Below are 18,687 nucleotides of genomic sequence, written 5' to 3' on the forward strand. Positions count from 1 at the left end.
ACTGACATTCATCGACACACTGTTGAGTTCTCAAAGAACACGCACACACCATCACCACTGACACACTCGCCAGCCGCTCCGGGGCAACCGTTCCATCTTATCCTACCAGCCTCACCGGCGCAAGCCGTGACACTGATCAAGATCAAACCGGGATGGAAGCACAACCATACACGACGGTGAACTTCCGATTTACCAGGCGCCTTCGTCCAACCTCGTGTCCCCCGCCTTCCGGCCGGGGTCGGTGTCCGTGTCGCTCTGACCTGGAATAAGTTACGCGAAGGGAAACAAGAACACCAAATCGCCAGGTCAACGCCGCAAACCCGCCGATTCAGGGCACCCAGTACTTGGCCGCCAGCTCCTCGATCACCACATCACCGTCCGAGGCCTGCTCCAAAGCCGCGAGGTCGGAGTCGATGGAAACCAATCGTGGATCGTCCCCCTCCGCCTCCTGGACTGGGTGCCCCCCGTCCTCGGCCAGCTGACGCAACAGCTTCTCGCGCACCCGGTCCTTCAGCGAATCGCTCATATCGAAATCATGACCGCGCGGCGGTGGGTTGTCGAGGGTGCACCGAACTCACTCCTCGGTCTCGTCCGGCGCCTTCACGTTGTCGCTCTTGCCGAAGACTCGCAGCGCGGTCGGAATGAGGACGATCAGCGCGCCCAGGATCGCGATCAACGAAAAGACCTGCATTGCCATCTGTGAACCGACTCTCTGTTTCGTGCCCGCGGCGACCAGGTGTCAGGCCGGCGCGAGCCAGCTTCCCCAAGATGTGTTCCTGGTGACGGTAAACGCCGCAAGGAAGATGAGCACACCGACTGTCACTCGCGGACCGAATACGATCCTGCGATCGCGATGTCCTCGCCATCGGCGACGTGCCCATCCGATCCACGCGAAAACCATCACCGCAATGAACGGGACGATCAGAACATTGCCGGCCACAGCCGCGCCGATGTCGAGGTTGGTGAGGTCGTGCACTGCCCTCAACCCTCCGCAGGCCGGGCACCACCACCCGGTCAGGGCGTAGACGGGACAGAAGCCGTACGAACCCGGCTGATGCGGATCCCGGAAGTGGAGGATCGCGGCGGCGACAGCGGCGCCGACGGCCACAGCGGCGGGTGCACCGAGTGCGCGCAGACCGACCGCCGGCATCGTCGGAGTTCCGCTCTGCGTGTCCACGCGTCCAGTGTTTACGATTCTTCCGGTTTCCGGTGCCGACAGTCAGACGGTGAGCGAGTAGTCCGGCCACAGACGGCGGGTGCCTGCCCTCGATGTCACCGGAGAAGTTCTTCACGACCCCGAAGTTCTTGTACATATCCGACACGGCGAATGTGTCCGCCCCCGGAGACAACTCTGGCCCTTCCCGACTGATCGGGAAGGGCCAGAGGACCGCTGAGCTGCCTGAGAGAATCGAACTCTCGACCTTTTCATTACGAGTGAAATGCTCTACCGACTGAGCTAAGGCAGCGGTGCCTTTCGGCGGTGGCGAGTCTAGCGCCTCAACCCCGAGTATGCGAAAACGGCTCCCTGAACGCGTCGCCGAGAGTGGCCACCATGGCGTCGACAGCCCACTGCGGTTTGACGTTGACGGTGATCGCCTCGCGACACTCGAGGACGGCTTCGATGCACTTCAGAAGGCCTTCCGGGGTTGTGCGCGAGGCGAGGTCGGCCGCCCGATCCGCCATGTCCGGGTGGTTCGCGGCGCCGTTCGACTTCCATGCGACGGCGAGCGCGTCGCGGTAGAGACCGGCCAGATCGATCAGTGCACGGTCGAGTGCGTCACGGCCCGTGCGAGTGGCCCTGGACTTCTGGCGCTTCTCGAGATCCTTCAGCACGCCGGCCGAACCGCGGAGAGCTCCGGCAGCACCCTTACCGGTGCCGCCCGCCCCCAGCGCGGTGCGCAATTCTTCGGTTTCCTGCTCGTCCCTGGCCGCGCTCATCTCCTTCGCCTCCGCGTCGGCAGAACGCACCAGTTCCTCCGCCGCGGCGAACGCGGTGGCGGGCCGCAGTGCCGCGACGGCGAGGTCCAGAGCGTCCTTACGACGCACCTTGGCATTGAGATCCGTCGCGAGACGTCGGGCGCGCCCGACGTGACCGCCGCTGATCGAGGCCGCCAGTTGCGCATCGGCGGGGTCCAGGCCGTCCCGCTCGCGCAGGACCTTCGCGATGGAGTCGGCCGACGGAGTCACGAGATGGACGTGCCGGCAGCGCGACCGCAGCGTCACGGAGATGTCCTGCGGGTCGACCGAGGGCGCGCACAACAGGAACACGGTGCGATCCGGCGGCTCCTCCACCACTTTCAGGAGAGCGTTGGCCGCACCCTCGGTGAGCCGGTCCGCATCCTCGACGACCACGATCTGCCAGCGCCCGGTGCTCGGCCGGCGAGCGGCGGTCTGCACGATGGCGCGCATTTCCTTGACGCTGATGCTCAGGCCCTCGGGGACTACCCGCCGGACATCGCCGTGTGTGCCGACCATGACCGTCGTGCAGGCGTGGCACACGCCGCAGCCGGGGACGCCGTCACTGGTGCATTGGAGTGCGGCGGCGAAACACTGCGCGGCCACCGACCTACCCGATCCGGGCGGCCCCGTGAACAGCCACGAATGCGTCATCGAGGAGCCCATCGCACCGACTCCACGACGGGCGGCGGTCGCTGCGGCCGTCAGCTCGGCCTCGACGTCCTCTTGGCCCACCAACCGGTCGAATACCGTCACCGCGCCAGCCTAACCGGCACGTGCGACAGCGCGGCCGGCCCGAGGTACCGGCTCACGCCTTCTTGTCCGCTGCCTTCTTCGAGGCCGCCTTCTTCGCCGGCGCCTTCTTCGCGGCGGCCTTCTTTGCAGCCTTCTTGGCGGGCGCCTTCTTCGCGGCGGCCTTCTTCTTGACGGGACCGCGGGCACGCCGATCCGCCAGCAGTTCCGAAGCGCGAGCGTCGGTGATGGACTCCACCTCGTCACCCTTACGGAGGCTGGCGTTGGTCTCACCGTCGGTCACGTACGGCCCGAACCGGCCGTCCTTGATCACCATCGGCTTCTCGCTGACCGTGTCGACGCCCAGCTCACGCAGCGGCGGGGTGGCGGCGGCCTGACGTCCGCGGCGCTTTGGCTCCGCGTAGATCTTCAGAGCCTCGTCGAGGGTCACCGTGAACATCTGGTCCTCGGTGGCGAGGGACCGCGAATCCGTCCCCTTCTTCAGATACGGGCCGTAGCGACCGTTCTGCGCGGAGATCTCTTCCTTGGACTCCGGATCGACACCCACCACGCGCGGCAGCGACAGCAGCTTGAGGGCGTCGTCGAGGGTCACCGTCTCCAAGTCCATCGACTTGAGAAGCGAACCCGTCCGAGGCTTCGGACCGGTGGCCTTCTTCGCCGCCTTCTTCGCCGGAGCCTTCTTGGCTGCCGTCTTCGTCTTGGTCGTCCCGTCGCCCGATTCGTCCGTCACCGGCACCACTGCCGGTTCGGGCTCCGGCTCCGGCTCGGGAAGGATCTCGGTGACGTAGGGGCCGAAGCGGCCCTCCTTCGCGACGATCTCGTGCCCGGTGAGCGGGTCGACTCCCAGCTTGCGACCCTCCTGCGGCGTCGAGAACAGCTTCTCCGCGTACTCCGGGGTCAGCTCGTCCGGCGGAAGGTCGTCGGGCAGGTTGGCCCGCTGGGAGATGAGGTCGCCCTCGGGGTCGTCCGGGTTCTGGACCATCCGCTCGAGGTACGGACCGAACCGTCCGACGCGGACGTGCACTTCCCGTCCCTCGGCGTCGTCGAAGAGCCTGATCGAGTTGACCTCGCGAGCGTCGATCTCCTCGAGGTTGACGCCGACCATCTTCTTCAGGCCGCCCTCACGGGCAACCGAGCCTTCGGCGCCGTGATCGCCACCGAAGTAGAAACTGCTCAGCCAGTTGCCGCGCTGTTCCCGGCCACCGGCGATCGCGTCGAGGTCGTCTTCCATCCCGGCGGTGAAGTCGAAGTCGACCAACCGCCCGAAGTGCATCTCGAGGAGGCCGATGACGGCGAACGCCACCCAGGACGGGACCAGCGCGCTGCCGCGCTTGTAGACGTATCCGCGATCGAGAATGGTCTTGATGATCGACGAATACGTGGACGGGCGGCCGATGCCCAGCTCTTCGAGGGTCTTGATCAGGCTCGCCTCGGTGTAGCGGGCGGGCGGGTTGGTGGTGTGGCCGTCGGGATCGAGCTTGGTGGCGGTGACCGCCTGGCCCTCGACGAGCACCGGCAGGCGCGACTCTGCATCGTCGGACTGGCCGCCTGCCTCCTCGTCGACGCTCTCCACGTAGGCCTTGAGGAATCCGGCGAACGTGATGGTGCGGCCCGACGCGGAGAACGTGCACTCCTCGCCGGTGCCCGCGGTTCCGGTGATCCGCAGGGTCAGCGTCGTGCCCCGCGCGTCGGCCATCTGCGACGCCACGGTGCGCTGCCAGATCAGCTCGTACAGACGGAACTCGTCGGTGTCGAGGCGGGAATGCAGCTGACCAGGGGTCTGGAACACGTCGCCGGCGGGGCGGATGGCCTCGTGCGCCTCCTGCGCGTTCTTGACCTTGCGCGTGTACTGGCGCGGTGTGTCGTGCACGTACTCGGCGCCGTACAACTCGGTGGCCTGCGCGCGGGCGGCAGCGATCGCCGACGACGACAGCGTCGTCGAGTCGGTACGCATGTAGGTGATGTAACCGTTCTCGTACAGCCGCTGCGCGATGCGCATGGTCCGCTCGGACGTGAAGCGGAGCTTGCGGCCCGCCTCCTGCTGCAGCGTCGACGTCATGAACGGCGCGTACGGCTTGCGGGTGTACGGCTTGCTCTCCGCGGAGGAGACGGTGAGGTCGACACCGGCGAGGGACTCTGCCAGACGCTGCGCTCGCGCCTCGTCCAGAACAGTGACGGTGCTCGTCTTCAGCTGGCCGTCCGCGCCGAAGTCGCGGCCGCTGGCCACCCGGGAGCCGTCGACGCTCACCAGACGCGCCCCGAAACTGCGGGGGCTGGCGTCGGCGCCGGCGTCGAGGGTGGCGGAGATGTCCCAGTAGGACGCCGAGCGGAACGCCATCCGCTCGCGTTCCCGCTTCACGATGACGCGGGTGGCGACGGACTGCACGCGGCCTGCCGACAGCTTCGGCATGACCTTCTTCCACAGCACGGGGCTGACCTCGTAGCCGTACAGACGGTCGAGAATGCGGCGGGTCTCCTGCGCGTCGACCAGGTCGGTGTCGAGTTCGCGGGTGTCCTCGGCCGCGGCGCGGATGGCCGGCTCGGTGATCTCGTGGAAGACCATCCGGCGAACCGGGATCTTCGGCTTGAGTGTCTCCAGGAGATGCCAGGCGATCGCTTCGCCCTCGCGGTCGGGGTCGGTGGCGAGGAAGAGTTCGTCAGCGTCCTTGAGGAGGCTCTTCAGCTCCGTGACCTTGGACTTCTTCTCCGGACTGACCACGTAGAGGGGTTCGAAATCATGGTCGACGTTGACGCCGAGCCGCGCCCACGACTCACCCTTGTACTTGGCCGGGACATCCGCGGCTCCGCGCGGAAGGTCGCGGATGTGGCCGACCGACGCCTCGACGACATAGTTCTTTCCGAGGTACGGGGCGATCTTGCGGGCCTTGGTCGGCGACTCGACGATCACGAGGCGGCGAGGCTGGCCGGACGCTCCCGCCGCACCCTGTGCACTGCCGTTGTCCCCTTTAGCCACCTGTAGCCCGAGCCTTCCTGAAGTCGATCGCTGCCACTCGACAGTTGTGCAGACAAACCCTTTTATACCCGGTTCGCCTATTACTAGAGTGACATACCCGGAACCCATCCTCGCAGATCAGTACCGTCTACGCGGCTCTAGACGTGGGGCCAACCGGTACGGTCGTCTAAATTTCCGGGCGCCTCACCGATGCTCTCGACGAGTCTGCCGAGCCTACGCCGACCCGAGATTCGGAGCCCCGGACCCGAGCCACGGGTGCCGATCAGCGTCGGCGCGATGCCCGCTCTCATCAATGCCTGAGCCAACGGCGCGTGGGTATCCGGGGCATGCGGATCGAGTCCGAGGACGAACCGCTCACCCTCCGCTTCGCCCCTGCCCGACGCGAAAGCCCACACCCTCAGTTGACGCCCCGACGGCACCCAGCCGGAAGGCACCGCCTTGACCGCTCCCCTCGTCCACTGGTCCGCGAGAGGCCGCAAGTCGACGACCGATGCAGTGCGAACCAGCGGGCTGCCCTCGTCGCTGCGCGTGATCTCGACCTCGAGTCCGGCCTGGGCGATCAACTCCGCAATCGCCTCCGCCCGCCACTGCGCGTCGACCACGATCGAGATCCGCGCACGCCCGGCCGATGTGACCACCTGACCCGTCGCGGCGAGAAGACCGCACAGATCGGTGACTGCCGGCGGCATCGCCTCCGCGGAGAAGAAGGAGAGCTGGCTCACTGAAGTACCCCCTTTGGCCACGGCACCGTTGCCGTGAAAACGATTCGTCCCCCACCGCCTCAGGCGATGGGGGACGAATCAGACGCGGTCACGAGGACCCCGCCTATCTGATTTACGTGTTCACGAATGTGAACGGCAGAATCAGACTGCGCGAACGCCGGTAGCCTGGGGGCCCTTGGTGCCCTGGCCGACCTCGAACTCCACGCGCTGGTTCTCCTCGAGGGTGCGGAAGCCGCTGCCCTGAATCTCGGAGTAGTGAACGAAGACGTCAGCGGAGCCGTCTTCGGGTGCGATGAAGCCGAAGCCCTTTTCCGCGTTGAACCACTTCACAGTGCCCTGTGCCATGCTTTTCCTTCTCTTTCTAACACCGGATTCGGCGGACAGCACATACAGTCCGCCGGGCCGGTTCCGACCGCTGTACTTCTTGATTTCCCCCTCAGGAAAAGCAGAGCACCGCGTTCGCAACATCGATCCTGCGAGCGTTCACTCTTTCAAGCCTACGAACACAGAAGCTGCGACCAGTTGTAGTCAACCATGAACTCCGCGAACGCAACAGTCGAAATCCGAACAATTCACACAAAAAGTTGATCTTGTAGCGAACAGGCATGAAACAGCCGTTTCACGCGGGGGTCGCGACACCCCGGGCGACAGCCCCGAAGAGGCACTCGTTATCATCAAATGCGCAGGTCGTGGCGGTGTGGAAGCTACTCGCCCGTCCCCTACGACAGCCCGGAGACATCAGTGAGCACACCGTTTTCACCACGTGACGACAGTGGAAATACGGGCGAAACATACGGCCGAGCGCTGCTGAACCGAGTCCTCGAGGGCGTTCCCCGAGACGAAAACCCGCTCACTTTCGCCGCGGAAATGCCTGCCCGGACTTCTCAGGTGTCGGAATGGCCCGCGTGGGCGCACCCGAGCGTCGTCCGGGCCATGCAGGAGAACGGGATCCCCCGCCCCTGGACCCACCAGGCCGCCGCCGCCGACCTGGCCCATCACGGGACGAACGTCGTGGTGTCGACCGGCACGGCCTCGGGCAAGTCCCTGGCCTACCAGCTCCCGGTACTCACCACTCTGGCAACGGATCCGCGGGCGACCGCCCTCTACCTCTCACCGACCAAGGCGCTCGGCGCAGACCAGCTGCGGGCCGTGACCTCGCTCATCGACTCGGAAGCCCTGGACGCCGGGGACGACCTCCGGGGCGTGTACCCGTGCGTGTTCGACGGCGACACCTCACTAGAGGTGCGGCACTGGGCGAGGGAGAACTCGCGGTGGCTCTTCACGAACCCCGACATGCTGCACATCTCCCTCCTCCGGACCCATCAGCGATGGGCGCACTTCTTCCGCAATCTGACCTACGTGGTGATCGACGAATGCCACTCCTACCGTGGTGTCTTCGGCTCGAATGTCGCGCTCGTGCTGCGGCGGCTCCGGCGCATCGCGGCACGGTACGGCGCCGATCCCGTCTTCGTCCTCGCGTCCGCCACCACGGCGGATCCCGGGGCGGCGGCGTCGCGGCTGATCGGAGCGCCCTGCGCCGAGGTCGTGGAAGACGGTTCACCGCACGGCCCCCGGACGGTCGCGCTGTGGGAACCCCCGCTGATGCGGGAGGTCACCGGGGAGAACGGAAGCCCCGTTCGACGGCCCGCCGGTTCGGAGGCCGCGCGCATCATGGCCGACCTGATGGTCGAAGGGGCCCGCACGCTCACCTTCGTGCGCTCCCGCCGTGGCGCGGAGTTGACCGCGATGGCGACCAAACGCCTACTCGGGGAGATCGATCCCGAACTCTCGGCGCGAGTCGCGTCGTATCGAGCCGGGTACCTCGCCGAGGATCGGCGTGAGCTCGAGACCGCACTCGCCGACGGCACGCTGCTGGGGGCGGCGACGACGAATGCGCTGGAACTCGGCGTCGACATCGCCGGCCTCGACGCCGTCGTGGTCGCCGGGTTCCCCGGGACGGTGGCGTCGTTCTGGCAACAGGGAGGCCGGTCCGGCCGACGCGGCGAAGGTTCGCTCGTAGTCCTGGTCGCGCGTGACGATCCCCTCGACACCTACCTCGTCCACCACCCGTCCGCGCTGCTCGACAAGCCCGTCGAGGCGACCGTCACGGACCCGAGCAATCCGTATGTCCTCGGCCCGCAGTTGCTCTGCGCGGCAATGGAACTGCCACTGTCCGACGCCGAGGCCGAGGCGTTCGGCGCGATCGACGTCCTCGGGAAGCTGGCAGAGCAGGGCCTGATCCGCCGGCGCGCACACGGCTGGTTCGTCACCGCCGGCACAAATCCTCATGGCGCAGTGGATATCCGCGGTGGAATCGGAACCCAGGTGGCAATTGTCGTGTCGGAATCCGGACGCATGCTCGGAACCGTCGACACCGGCCGCGCTCCCGCCACGGCGCATCCCGGCGCCGTCCACCTCCATCAGGGTGAGTCGTACGTCGTCGACGAACTCGACCTCGAACAGGGACTCGCCCTGGTGCACGCCGAGGACCCCGACTGGACGACGTCGGCCCGCGAGACCACCGAGATCACCGTCACGTCGGTGCTCGAGCAGAAGCAGTTCGGCGACGTCGAGGTCGCTCTCGTCGAGGTCGAGGTCACCCATCAGGTGATCGGGTACCTCCGACGACTGTCTTCGGGTGAGATCCTCGACGCGGTCGAACTGGACATGCCGAAGCAGACCCTCCCCACCCGCGCGGTGATGTACACCGTCACCCCGGAACTCCTGGTGCAGGCGGGCGTTCCGGCCGAACGCGTACCCGGCTCGCTCCACGCCGCGGAACATGCCGCGATCGGGCTCCTGCCTCTCGTCGCGGTGTGCGATCGAGGCGACATCGGCGGTGTCTCGACCGCGTTGCACGCCGACACCGGACTTCCCACCGTGTTCGTGTACGACGGTCACGCAGGCGGCGCCGGCTTCGCCGACCGAGGTCACGCCGAACTCACCCGCTGGCTCGGCGCGACCCGCGAAGCGATCGAATCGTGCGAATGCACCTCGGGGTGCCCGTCCTGCGTGTACTCGCCGAAGTGCGGAAACGGTAACGACCCCCTCGACAAGGATGGGGCGATCCGGGTCCTCACGGCTGTACTGGACTCGCTCGGCTGAGCCCGCTCAGCGCAGATAGAGCCTTACCTTGTCGATCACATCCCGCAGCAGGTGAATCTCCTCGGCGGTCGGCGGGGCGGTGACCGTGAGATCGCCGGCGACCTTCAGTTCCCAGCCGGTCTGCGCTCGCACGTCGTCGACGGTGACCCCCTCGTGCACGCTGACCAACTCGAGTTCGTCGAACGGGCCCTGCCGCGACATCACCCCGAGGTTCGTGAACACCTTCGTCACCCCTCGGCCGCGAGGCATGATCCCGTCACCTGCCGCCCGGGCCCGGACGGGACTCGGCGACGTGCAGAAGTCGAGTTCCGCCGGGAAGGCACTCGGGTCGTGTCGCCGCATCACCACGAAGATCTCGCCGGCATTGGGCATGATCTCCACGGCGCCACCGGCACCGGGCAACCGGACCGTCGGCTTGTCCCAGTCACCGATGATGCTGGTGTTGAGGCTGCCGTACCGGTCGATCTGGGCCGCACCGAGAAATCCGACGTCGACGTTGCCGCCCTGCAGCACGTAGCCGAACAACGCCGACATCGACACCACCGACTCTGCGCCCGACACGACCACCGAGTCGGCGATGCCCTCGGCCATCACGGCGGGGTGGGCGCCGCACACTCCCGATTCGTAGATCAGTTCGACGTCGGGGTTGCTGGTCCGCTTGGCCAGATCGACGGCGAGCGTCGGCAAGCCGACGCCGGCGAAGACACGCCCCTTCCCGGCGAGTTCGCGGGCGGCGACGGACACGATGACCTCCGTCGCGGAGATCGCTCCGACTGGTGCTGTGGTCATTTCCGGCTCCCGTAGTCGACTGGTTCGGAGAATCGAGGCTCGACGGCGAGGTCGTTCCAGTAGTCGCCGCCGAGTTTGTCCAGGTACTCGTCGTGATTCGCGGTGCCGTGGATCCATTCCTTCAGCCAGGCCTGCAGGAGTCCGGAGTCCTTGCTGATCGCGGTCCATCGCCGGTAGAACGCGCAGTCCCGGTCGTAGTAGCCCTGCACGTAGGACGGGTGCGCCCCGCGCGGACAGACGACGACGGCATCGACCGCGTGGGAGGGGATCAGCGTGCGGTTCGGGTCGGAGCGGACGACCTCGTCGTCGACGATCTCCTCGACGACCACGATCGCCTTCCTCGCGGCGTACACCGCTTCCTGCTGGACCCCGGAGATACCCCAGATCTGCACGTTGCCGTGACGGTCGGCGCGCTGCGCGTGAACGATAGTGACGTCCGGGTTCAGCGGAGGCACGACGTACACGGTGCCCTCCCCGTAAGGATCGTCGACGAGTCGAATTCGGGGGTTCAGCCGCGGAAGGTCGCTTCCGGCATAGGAGCGCAGCGGAAAGAACGGGAGACCGGCGGCACCCGCCTGATAGCGGCAGACCATTCCGTAGTGGCTGTACTCCTCGACCTCGAGGGCCACCGGATCGTGCTGCTCGATACGGCGCCGCAACTCGTGCAGGGATCCGGCGGAGCCGCTCGCGAAGAACGAGGCCACGAGCTTGGTGACACAACCGGCGGCCACGAGTTGATCCGACACGATGTCGGGCGTCATCCGGCACAGCGTGAGGTTCTGCCGCTGCTGCCGGATGATCTCGTGCGCAGCCGCGAAGGAGATGAGATGTGAGAAGCCCTCGAGGCACACGGTCATGCCGTCTTCGACGTACGTTCCTATGGCTTCCGCCATGCTGACCACTTTGCTCATCGTCATGCCCTTCTCCGGAACGACGGGAGGTCGCCTCGGGACCTTCCCCACCGGATTACCGCCGTGTGAATCAATAGTGTTGACAACTCTGTTGCTGGAACTGCAATAGTTCTCCCGTGGAGATTTCTCAGATCACTGCCTTTCTCGCGGTTGCCGAGGAGTTGCACTTCGGCCGCGCCGCGCAGCGCCTGCACTCGGCCCAGCCGCCGCTGAGCCGAACGATTCGGCAACTGGAAAAGCAGCTCGGGGCAACTCTTTTCGAAAGAAACACGCGGAACGTGCGGTTGACCTCCGCCGGTGAGGCACTGCTGGGCCCGGCGCGCGAGATCCTGGACGCCTGCCGGCTCGCGGAGATCGCCGTCGCCGCCGCCGGGCGCGGACAGGTCGGCCGGGTGCGCATCGGCTTCGCCGGAGTCTCGTCCCACCTGCTCATCGGGCGGTGGGCCAAACTCGTCCGGCACACCCACCCGGGGATCGAATTCGTTCTGGACAGTTCCGCTTTCGCGAGCGAAGCGCTGAACAAGCTCCTCGACGGAACCCTCGACATCGGTCTGGTCCGGTGGATCTTCACCCCGCCGGGCATCGCGTCCCGCGTCATCCTCAACGAGGACTTCGTGGTGGCCCTGCCCACCGACCACCCGCTCTCAGGCAGGGACGGCGTTCGCATCGAGGAACTGGCCACCGAGCCCTGGGTGACGCTGCCCGCCGATCCCGGATCGGCGCTGCGCGACTCCCTGCAGCGGGCGGCCCACGACGCCGGCTTCACGCCCCGGATCGTGCAGAGTGCCCCGGACTCGATGGCGTTGATGGCGTTGGTGTCCGCGGAGGTCGGCTGCGCGTTGACCGTGTCCTCCGTGGCCGAGAACGTGAACAACCCGGATGTCGTGTTCCTCCCGCTGGTCGGCGGTCCCAGCACCCTGCAACTGCGGATCGCGTGGAGAGCGGACGACGACAACGCCGCGTTGAGGGAAGTCCTCAGGCTGTCCGAGGAGGCATTGCCCACTCCGGAATGACCTGCGCGGTCAGGTGCGGGCTGTCGCACGTGCCTGCCCTGCACTCGGAGCGGTGTCCACCGCATCGTCCTCAGCGATCTCGAGTTGCAGTTCGTCCGCGTCGGATTGCTCCGCGGTCGACAGTCGGCGCGCGTCGTATCCGGTCCGATTCAGCAGCAACAACGTGCAGATCAGGGAGACGGCGGCATATCCGGCCGACACGAACGCAACACCGACGATGTTGCCGGACGAGTTGAGCATCCACTGCGCCAGCACCGGGGTGCCGCCGCCGACGATCAGAGAACACAGCTGGTAGGCCGCGGAAAGGCCGGTGTAGCGAATGTTGGCGGGGAAGGCACGCGCGAGAACTCCGGCGATGGCGCCATAGAACATCGAGTGCGGAATGGTCGCGAGGCACATCGCGACGACGGCAATGGCGAAGTTCTCGGTCCGGATCGCGAAGAACATTGCCGGCATCAGGATGAACTCGGGAATCACCATGATGCACATGGCTTTCCGCATGTCTATCCGGGACACCAGGACGGCGCCGAACGGCTGCACGATGAACTGGACCACGAGGGCGATGGCGATGGCGCCGAGGAACGTGCCCCGGTCGTAGCCGAGTTCGCTGGTGGCCCACGACAATGCGAAGGTGTTCTTGAAGTACGTCACCTGGGCCAGGGGCAGCGCGCCGGCACCGAGGAGGACGAGGACCCAGTGCTTGCGCAGCACCTCACCGATCGGCAGTGCGACGGTCTTCTTGCGCTTCAGCACGGTCTTCATCGCGTCCGACTCTTCGAGCTTGAGGCGGATGATCATGCCGACGATCACCAGGGCCGCAGAGATCAGGAACGGGATGCGCCAGCCGTAGAGCACGAAGGCCGGGGTGGGCATGGCGGAGAGCAGGAAGAACGCCATGGTCGCCAGGAGGTTTCCGGCGGGCGACCCCTGCTGGGCGAACGCCGAGTACAGAATCCCCTTTCCCTTGGGTGCGTTCTCACTGGCGATCAGGACCGCCCCGCCCCATTCACCTCCGACTGCCACACCCTGTACGAGCCGGAGGAACACCAGGGCGGCGGGCGCCCATATCCCGATCTGCGCATAGGAGGGCAGAAGTCCGATTCCGACGGTGGCGGTGCCCATCATCATGAGCGTGATGACCAGGGTGTTCTTTCGACCGATCTTGTCGCCGAGATGGCCGAAGACGATGCCGCCGATCGGACGGGCGAGGAACCCGGCCCACAGCGTGACGAACGCGAGCAGGGTGCCCATGCCCGCCGGCAGGGTGTCGGAGAAGAACACCTGACCGAAGACCAGCGCCGACGCGGTGCCGTAGATGTAGAAGTCGTACCACTCGATCGTGGTGCCGATGAACGAGGCGATGCCCGCCCTCCGCGCCTTTGTCTCGGCCTCGGTCCGCTTCGGTGGTGCCGTGGTCATGTAATGCCCTCTCTCGCCAAAGGGAGTGGTGTGGATGAAAACCAGCTCGCAGCAGTGAGACTCGCATCACAGGATCGATGCCGTCCAATACTTCCTGAGCGGCGGATTATTACCAATCTGGTCATAATCACAGAAACCGGCCGCACGCTGGTATTACCGGCCCGCCTCCCCGCTTCGGCGTCACTCCGCGGGACCCGCCCTCGCGACCGCGCGGGCATCCCGGACACCCAGCGAGGACAGAATCACCGGTGCGGTGACCACAACCTCGACGTCCCAGTCGTCGACCTCGCAGGACACGACCTCGGTGCGCATTCGCCCCGCGACCTCCCGTGCCGCGGCACACCCCGCCTCGGTGCCGCGGTCCAGCGCGACGGCCGCGGCGAGGGCAGCCAGATCCGCGGCGGACTGCGCCCGGTGCCGCACCGACACCGCCGAGCCGACGTGCACCAGCATCGCCGTGACCACCACCAGCGCAGCGAGCGCACAGCACGCCGTGACGGTCACGGAACCGCGCTCCTCGGTGATCCCCGAACTCACCGCCCTCCCCCGCTCCAGCCCGGAACGGTGGGTTCGAGAGCCGCCACCGCCTCCGCGGAGATGTTCACGAGCGGAAGGAGCGGACTGTGTGCCCGCACGGTCGCGACGACGAACTCCCCCTCGGCACGGACCGACACGTCGGCACCGCCGGGAGCCACTCTCGCCGCCGTGGAGATCGCCGACTCGCGATCTCCCCGGGCAGCGAGCCGTGCAGCCTCGCGAGCCGAGTCGACACACCGGACGTGCAGCGTCGCCGCGGTGATCGCGCCGACACACAGCACGACCACCGCCACGATCGACGCGATCGCGATGGCCGCCTCGACCGTCACGCCACCGGCCTCCGACCGGCGCAGGTTCTCGGAAGCACTCATCACACCGCGGTGTTCAACGCTTTGTCGATGATGTTCGTCAACGCAGTGACGATGCTGTCGCCGGTGACGACCGAATACAGGACGGCGCCGAAGGCCGCGGCCGCGATGGTCCCGATGGCGTACTCCGCGGTCGACATGCCGTCCTCGTCCGTCGCGAGCATCGTCAAGCGGGCCGTCAGTGCCCGAACTTCCGCCAAGGCCCGGATTCCGTGTTCCATGGTGTTCCCCCTTCAGAGTGTCCGGCGCAGCGGTTCTGCGCCGGAAGTATCGATCTGTCACAACAGCCCGCCGTCCAGCACACGCGAGGCCAGCCCGACGACGACCGGGATGATCCCGAGACAGATGAATGCCGGCAGGAAGCACAGCCCGAGGGGGCCACTGATGAGCACACCCGCTCGTTCGGCCGACGCAGCCGCCAGATGCTCGACCTGGATCCGGCCGTCGGCAGCGAGTTCTGTCATGGAACCGGCGAGCGACGATCCCGATGCGGCCGACCGGCGCGCCATGCGGGCGAGCGATTCGGTGGCCGGGTCCGACGCCGCCGCCTCCCACGCGGTCGCCGCATCCGCCCCCAGCGACAGCAGGTCCGCGGCCCGGCGCAGCGACTCCGACAGCGGCGCGGGCGCCGACCGCGACACGGCCTGCGCCGCGGTCGCGACCGGCAGTCCGGCGCGCAGGCACGCTGCCAGCAGGTCGAAGGTCGCTGCGATCGCGAGCGGGTCCCCGCGGCGCGCGCCATCGTCCACCGCGGACGCCGCATCACTCGGGCCACCGCGGTCGCCGCGCAGTCGCTGCACCGGCGATCTGGGTGCGGGCAACACCAGCACGGCGCAGGCGAGGAGAAGTACCGCGCCCCAGATCATCCCGTCACCCGTCCGGTGATCCGGTCGGTCCACAACAGGCCCGCGCACACCAGCCCCGCACCGAGCAGCAACAGGATTCCACCCACACCGCCGCCGAACAGCACCGCCAGAGGGGACGCCCCCATCATCTGGCCGAGACCGACACCCAGCAGCGGCAGCCCGGCCAGTACGGTCGCCGTCGCCCTCGCCCCAGCCAGCGACGCCTCCGTTCGCTGACGGAAGCGGCTGCGTCCCAACAGGTCCGCCCGTGCCGCCTCGAGCAGCTCCGCGAGTGCGAGGCCGTGCGCGTCGGCCACCGCCCAGATATCAGCGATCCGCCCCAACTCGGCACCGACGCGGGAGTCCGCGATCCGGAACCCGTCGGCGGCAGATCCTCCGAGCCGCGAGCGCGCCGACGCGGCCCGGAATGCCGCCGCCACACTGCCCGCCGACTCGTCGGCCGCCGTCTGACATGCGGCAGCGGGATGGGCGCCCACCCGAAGTTCCGCCGTCACCACCTCGAGACTCGACAGTACGACGCGCAGATCGGCGTCCTTCGCTTTCGCCGACCTGCGTCGCAATGACCTGAAACGCACTGTTGCACAAACGATCATTGCAGCGAGGACCGCGCAGAGTCCGCCCAGTTCGTACGCGATCGGAATGCCGGCGAACGCAGCCGGAACCATCCAGGGCAGACGAATCCGGCGACGGTAACCTTCCCGGCCCGTCACCGCGAGCAACCGGGGCCGCGATCTCGCGGACGGCACCGCCAGCACCGCACAGGCGAGCACCACCAGACCGGCGATCACGATGGCACCCCCGTCACCGAATCCACCGGTCCACGCCGAGAACACAAGTGGCGGAGCCGGTCCACCGCCGGACCCTCACCCGTGTCGTGGTTCCAGGCGGGCACGATCGTGACGTGCCCGTACTCGTCGCGAGTGACGACGCCGATCTGCGTCAGCCGCCGCGTCCCGCTCGAAGAGCGGTGGACGTGCAGGACCACCTGCACGGCGGCGGCCAGCTGACTGTGCAGCGCCGCGCGGTCCATTCCGCCCAGTGCCGCAAGCGCTTCGAGCCGCGCCGGAACCTCCTCGGGAGAGTTGGCGTGCACCGTCCCGGCACCGCCGTCGTGACCCGTGTTGAGCGCCGTCAGCAGGTCGACGACCTCGGCGCCGCGAACGTCACCGACGACGATCCGGTCGGGGCGCATACGCAGGGATTGACGGACGAGGTCCCGGACGGTCACCTCACCCACGCCCTCGACGTTGGGTGCCCGAGCCACGAGCCGGACCACGTGCGGGTGCGTCGGCGCCAACTCCGCGGCATCCTCCACGCACACGATCCGTTCCGCCGGGTCCACCGCCCCCAGCAGCGCGGCCAGCAGAGTCGTCTTTCCGCCCCCGGTGCCGCCGGTAACCAGGAAGGCGAGCCGTGCCTGCACGATCTTCACCAGCAGGTCGTGGGCCGCCTCGGCCACGGCACCGCTCGCGACGAGCGCACCGAGCCCCTGGGTTGCCGGGCGCAACACCCGCAGCGACAGGCAGGTGCCGCCCTGGGCCACCGGAGCAAGGACGGCATGCAGCCGCACGCCGAACGAGCCGTTCCCGACGTCCCGCAGTCTTCCGTCGACCCACGGCTGAGCGTCGTCGAGACGGCGTCCGGCAGACAGCGCCAGACGCTGGGCGAGCCGGCGCACCGCCGCCTCGTCGGTGAATCGGACAGCTGCGCGTTCGAGCCCGCGGCCCCGGTCGATCCACACCTGGTCGGGCGCCGTGACGAGCACGTCCGCGACTCCCGGTTCCGTCAGCAACGACTCGAGCGGGCCGGCGCCGGTGAGTTCGGTCATGAGCACCCGCAGCGCCCCGAGCAGGTCGGTGTCCCCGAGCACGCCACCGGACTCGGTGCGGATGGCAGCGGCGACCGTCGCCGGCGTCGGCTCGCCCGACGTGTGCGCGAGACGCTCGCGCACCCGATCGAGGAGGTCGGGCGTGACGAGGGAACTCACGCCGCCCACTCCCGCGACCGCGGTCTGCTGCCAACCGTGTCGAGGACCGCCTCGGCCGCAGCGCCCAGTGGGGAGCGCCGGCTCGGCCTGAGGCCGCCGTGTTCGAGCATTCCGGTGAGCGCGCGCTCGGCGCGCATCGATGCGATCAGCGGCAGGTCGAGAACCTCTGCCACGTCGGCTCCGCGGAGCCCACCGGGCGCCGGGCCGCGGACCACGAGTCCCTGGTTCGGGTTCCTCTCGGTGATCCACTGCGACACCTTTCCCGCGGCGATGCAGGCCCGGACGGTCGCGGGCACGACGAGGACCACCAGATCGGCGAGTTCGAGGACGGTTTCCGTGACCGGGCCGGGGAACCGCGACACGTCGCACACGACCAGATCGCCCGCATGGCGGCCGGCATCGGTGACCGCACGGACTGCGGCCGCTGTCGGTCCGGCGCCGTGCCCCGTCCTGCTGCAGGCGAGCACCCGCAGGCGCTCGCCGCGGGCGGGGAGAGCGTCCCGAAGCGCGCTCGAGGAGATCCGGCCGCCCTCGATCGACAGCCCCGACCATCGCAGTCCGGGCACGTCCTCGACACCCAGCAGCACGTCGAGGCCGGATCCCCACGAGTCGGTGTCGAGCAGAAGCGTGGGCTGCGGTCGCGACGCGGCGGTGAGGGCTGTCGCCGCCGCGAGCGTGGAGGCGCCCGCACCACCGCATCCGCCGACGACGGCGACAACGGTGCCGTCCGCTTCGGGACGCTGGGGCTGCTCGCCGAGCACGGCGACCAGCGCCGACTCGTCCTCGGGCACCGCGAGCACGTGTTCTGCACCGACCGCGGTCGCGATCCGCCACTCGTCGATGCCGGGCGGTCCGTCGCACAGCAGCACGACACGGCGCCGGCGTGGGAGCCGGTTGCGGCACGCGGCGGCCGCGCGCGCGTCGAGCACGACGATCGGGGCGCTTCCCCAGACGTGCCGGGCGTCGGCGACATCGACCTCGTTCAGCGCCCGGTCGGCCGCCGCCGCGACGCGCCTGATGCTGTGCAGCAGCGCCGGATCGTCGACCAGAACCAGCACTTCACCCCCGCTTTCTGCGTCCATGCAGCGAGCGTGCCCGCTGAGGGAGGCCGCAGGAAGGGGCTCGGCTCAATTGTGGACAACTTCGGCCCTGTGGATAGAAACTGGTACAACCGCACCAATTTCGGAATCCGGGTCGAGAAGTGCGGCAGACCTGCCGCGCACAGAGGACGACCCTCGCCAGGGGGGGAGGAGGCGAGGGTCGTCTGTGTTCAGCCCCGGGGGGTCG

19 protein-coding genes and 1 tRNA gene are annotated in these 18,687 nt (G+C 67.8%); 2 read left to right on the top strand and 18 right to left on the bottom strand.

From position 1 onward, the window contains the following. Nucleotides 1-328: 328 nt before the first annotated feature. From ACFVJ3_RS40415 to ACFVJ3_RS40450, 8 genes are all read right to left on the bottom strand, one after another. Nucleotides 329-526, bottom strand: a complete 198-nt coding sequence (locus tag ACFVJ3_RS40415) for a hypothetical protein (RefSeq protein ID WP_005248440.1) — start codon at nt 524-526, stop codon at nt 329-331. 48 nt (nt 527-574) lie between these two features. Beyond that, the gene (locus ACFVJ3_RS40420; protein WP_005248443.1) at nt 575-697 is read right to left on the bottom strand and encodes a hypothetical protein; all 123 of its coding nucleotides are present in this window, start codon (nt 695-697) and stop codon (nt 575-577) included. A 42-nt stretch (nt 698-739) separates the two neighbouring features. Continuing rightward, nucleotides 740-1,177: a DUF2752 domain-containing protein gene (locus ACFVJ3_RS40425; RefSeq protein ID WP_378457409.1), complete on the bottom strand. Its 438-nt coding sequence runs from the start codon at nt 1,175-1,177 to the stop codon at nt 740-742. A 216-nt stretch (nt 1,178-1,393) separates the two neighbouring features. Then, nucleotides 1,394-1,466, bottom strand: a tRNA-Thr gene (locus tag ACFVJ3_RS40430). A gap of 31 nt (nt 1,467-1,497) precedes the next feature. Beyond that, a complete protein-coding gene (locus tag ACFVJ3_RS40435; protein WP_378457410.1) occupies nt 1,498-2,712 on the bottom strand; it encodes a DNA polymerase III subunit delta' in 1,215 nt (404 codons plus the stop codon). A gap of 52 nt (nt 2,713-2,764) precedes the next feature. After that, nucleotides 2,765-5,683, bottom strand: coding sequence for a type I DNA topoisomerase (gene topA / locus ACFVJ3_RS40440; protein ID WP_378457411.1), 2,919 nt, complete (start codon nt 5,681-5,683; stop codon nt 2,765-2,767). 137 nt (nt 5,684-5,820) lie between these two features. Further along, entirely contained in the window at nt 5,821-6,405 is a 585-nt protein-coding gene (locus tag ACFVJ3_RS40445) for a hypothetical protein (RefSeq protein WP_378457412.1), read from the bottom strand. Between the two features lie 141 nt (nt 6,406-6,546). Next, the gene (locus ACFVJ3_RS40450; RefSeq protein WP_005248460.1) at nt 6,547-6,750 is read right to left on the bottom strand and encodes a cold-shock protein; all 204 of its coding nucleotides are present in this window, start codon (nt 6,748-6,750) and stop codon (nt 6,547-6,549) included. A 396-nt stretch (nt 6,751-7,146) separates the two neighbouring features. Here ACFVJ3_RS40450 and ACFVJ3_RS40455 point away from each other — a divergent pair, with 396 nt between their 5' ends. Next, nucleotides 7,147-9,510 (top strand): DEAD/DEAH box helicase, encoded by a 2,364-nt coding sequence (locus ACFVJ3_RS40455; RefSeq protein ID WP_378457413.1) that lies wholly within the window; start codon nt 7,147-7,149, stop codon nt 9,508-9,510. Between the two features lie 6 nt (nt 9,511-9,516). Here the strand turns inward: ACFVJ3_RS40455 and ACFVJ3_RS40460 are convergent, their stop codons facing one another. Further along, nucleotides 9,517-10,299, bottom strand: a complete 783-nt coding sequence (locus tag ACFVJ3_RS40460) for a CoA-transferase subunit beta (RefSeq protein ID WP_378457414.1) — start codon at nt 10,297-10,299, stop codon at nt 9,517-9,519. Then, on the bottom strand, nt 10,296-11,216 hold the full coding sequence (locus tag ACFVJ3_RS40465; protein ID WP_378457415.1) for a CoA transferase subunit A: 921 nt from the start codon (nt 11,214-11,216) through the stop codon (nt 10,296-10,298). Before ACFVJ3_RS40465 ends, ACFVJ3_RS40460 begins: the two co-directional genes overlap by 4 nt. A gap of 110 nt (nt 11,217-11,326) precedes the next feature. On the opposite strand from ACFVJ3_RS40465, the gene ACFVJ3_RS40470 reads away from it, so the two are divergent. Then, complete coding sequence (locus ACFVJ3_RS40470) at nt 11,327-12,223, top strand: LysR family transcriptional regulator (RefSeq protein WP_378457416.1); 897 nt, start codon at nt 11,327-11,329, stop codon at nt 12,221-12,223. A gap of 9 nt (nt 12,224-12,232) precedes the next feature. Here the strand turns inward: ACFVJ3_RS40470 and ACFVJ3_RS40475 are convergent, their stop codons facing one another. From ACFVJ3_RS40475 to ssd, 8 genes are all read right to left on the bottom strand, one after another. Then, nucleotides 12,233-13,642: an MFS transporter gene (locus ACFVJ3_RS40475; RefSeq protein WP_378457417.1), complete on the bottom strand. Its 1,410-nt coding sequence runs from the start codon at nt 13,640-13,642 to the stop codon at nt 12,233-12,235. Between the two features lie 180 nt (nt 13,643-13,822). Further along, complete coding sequence (locus ACFVJ3_RS40480; protein ID WP_378457418.1) at nt 13,823-14,179, bottom strand: Rv3654c family TadE-like protein; 357 nt, start codon at nt 14,177-14,179, stop codon at nt 13,823-13,825. After that, the gene (locus ACFVJ3_RS40485) at nt 14,176-14,550 is read right to left on the bottom strand and encodes a TadE family type IV pilus minor pilin (RefSeq protein WP_378457419.1); all 375 of its coding nucleotides are present in this window, start codon (nt 14,548-14,550) and stop codon (nt 14,176-14,178) included. The genes ACFVJ3_RS40480 and ACFVJ3_RS40485 overlap by 4 nt, the downstream gene beginning before the upstream one ends. Next, entirely contained in the window at nt 14,550-14,768 is a 219-nt protein-coding gene (locus ACFVJ3_RS40490; RefSeq protein WP_378457420.1) for a DUF4244 domain-containing protein, read from the bottom strand. The genes ACFVJ3_RS40485 and ACFVJ3_RS40490 overlap by 1 nt, the downstream gene beginning before the upstream one ends. A gap of 57 nt (nt 14,769-14,825) precedes the next feature. After that, nucleotides 14,826-15,413 (bottom strand): type II secretion system F family protein, encoded by a 588-nt coding sequence (locus ACFVJ3_RS40495; protein ID WP_378457421.1) that lies wholly within the window; start codon nt 15,411-15,413, stop codon nt 14,826-14,828. Then, nucleotides 15,410-16,201: a type II secretion system F family protein gene (locus ACFVJ3_RS40500; RefSeq protein ID WP_378457422.1), complete on the bottom strand. Its 792-nt coding sequence runs from the start codon at nt 16,199-16,201 to the stop codon at nt 15,410-15,412. Before ACFVJ3_RS40500 ends, ACFVJ3_RS40495 begins: the two co-directional genes overlap by 4 nt. Then, on the bottom strand, nt 16,198-17,400 hold the full coding sequence (locus ACFVJ3_RS40505) for a TadA family conjugal transfer-associated ATPase (protein WP_378457423.1): 1,203 nt from the start codon (nt 17,398-17,400) through the stop codon (nt 16,198-16,200). The genes ACFVJ3_RS40500 and ACFVJ3_RS40505 overlap by 4 nt, the downstream gene beginning before the upstream one ends. Beyond that, nucleotides 17,397-18,482 (bottom strand): septum site-determining protein Ssd, encoded by a 1,086-nt coding sequence (ssd, locus tag ACFVJ3_RS40510; RefSeq protein WP_378457424.1) that lies wholly within the window; start codon nt 18,480-18,482, stop codon nt 17,397-17,399. Before ssd ends, ACFVJ3_RS40505 begins: the two co-directional genes overlap by 4 nt. Nucleotides 18,483-18,687 lie beyond the last annotated feature (205 nt).

Origin of the sequence: Rhodococcus sp. NPDC127593 (assembly GCF_042671975.1) — a bacterium.
Lineage (GTDB): Bacteria > Actinomycetota > Actinomycetes > Mycobacteriales > Mycobacteriaceae > Rhodococcus_F.

Excerpts from the sequence above, each read along its gene's own strand:
- ACFVJ3_RS40415 (WP_005248440.1), bottom strand. The coding sequence starts at position 526 with ATGAGCGATTCGCTGAAGGACCGGGTGCGCGAGAAGCTGTTGCGTCAG.
- ACFVJ3_RS40420 (WP_005248443.1), bottom strand. The coding sequence starts at position 697 with ATGGCAATGCAGGTCTTTTCGTTGATCGCGATCCTGGGCGCGCTGATC.
- ACFVJ3_RS40450 (WP_005248460.1), bottom strand. The coding sequence starts at position 6,750 with ATGGCACAGGGCACTGTGAAGTGGTTCAACGCGGAAAAGGGCTTCGGC.
- ACFVJ3_RS40460 (WP_378457414.1), bottom strand. The coding sequence starts at position 10,299 with ATGACCACAGCACCAGTCGGAGCGATCTCCGCGACGGAGGTCATCGTG.
- ACFVJ3_RS40465 (WP_378457415.1), bottom strand. The coding sequence starts at position 11,216 with ATGACGATGAGCAAAGTGGTCAGCATGGCGGAAGCCATAGGAACGTAC.
- ACFVJ3_RS40475 (WP_378457417.1), bottom strand. The coding sequence starts at position 13,642 with ATGACCACGGCACCACCGAAGCGGACCGAGGCCGAGACAAAGGCGCGG.
- ACFVJ3_RS40485 (WP_378457419.1), bottom strand. The coding sequence starts at position 14,550 with ATGAGTGCTTCCGAGAACCTGCGCCGGTCGGAGGCCGGTGGCGTGACG.
- ACFVJ3_RS40490 (WP_378457420.1), bottom strand. The coding sequence starts at position 14,768 with ATGGAACACGGAATCCGGGCCTTGGCGGAAGTTCGGGCACTGACGGCC.
- ACFVJ3_RS40495 (WP_378457421.1), bottom strand. The coding sequence starts at position 15,413 with ATGATCTGGGGCGCGGTACTTCTCCTCGCCTGCGCCGTGCTGGTGTTG.
- ssd (WP_378457424.1), bottom strand. The coding sequence starts at position 18,482 with ATGGACGCAGAAAGCGGGGGTGAAGTGCTGGTTCTGGTCGACGATCCG.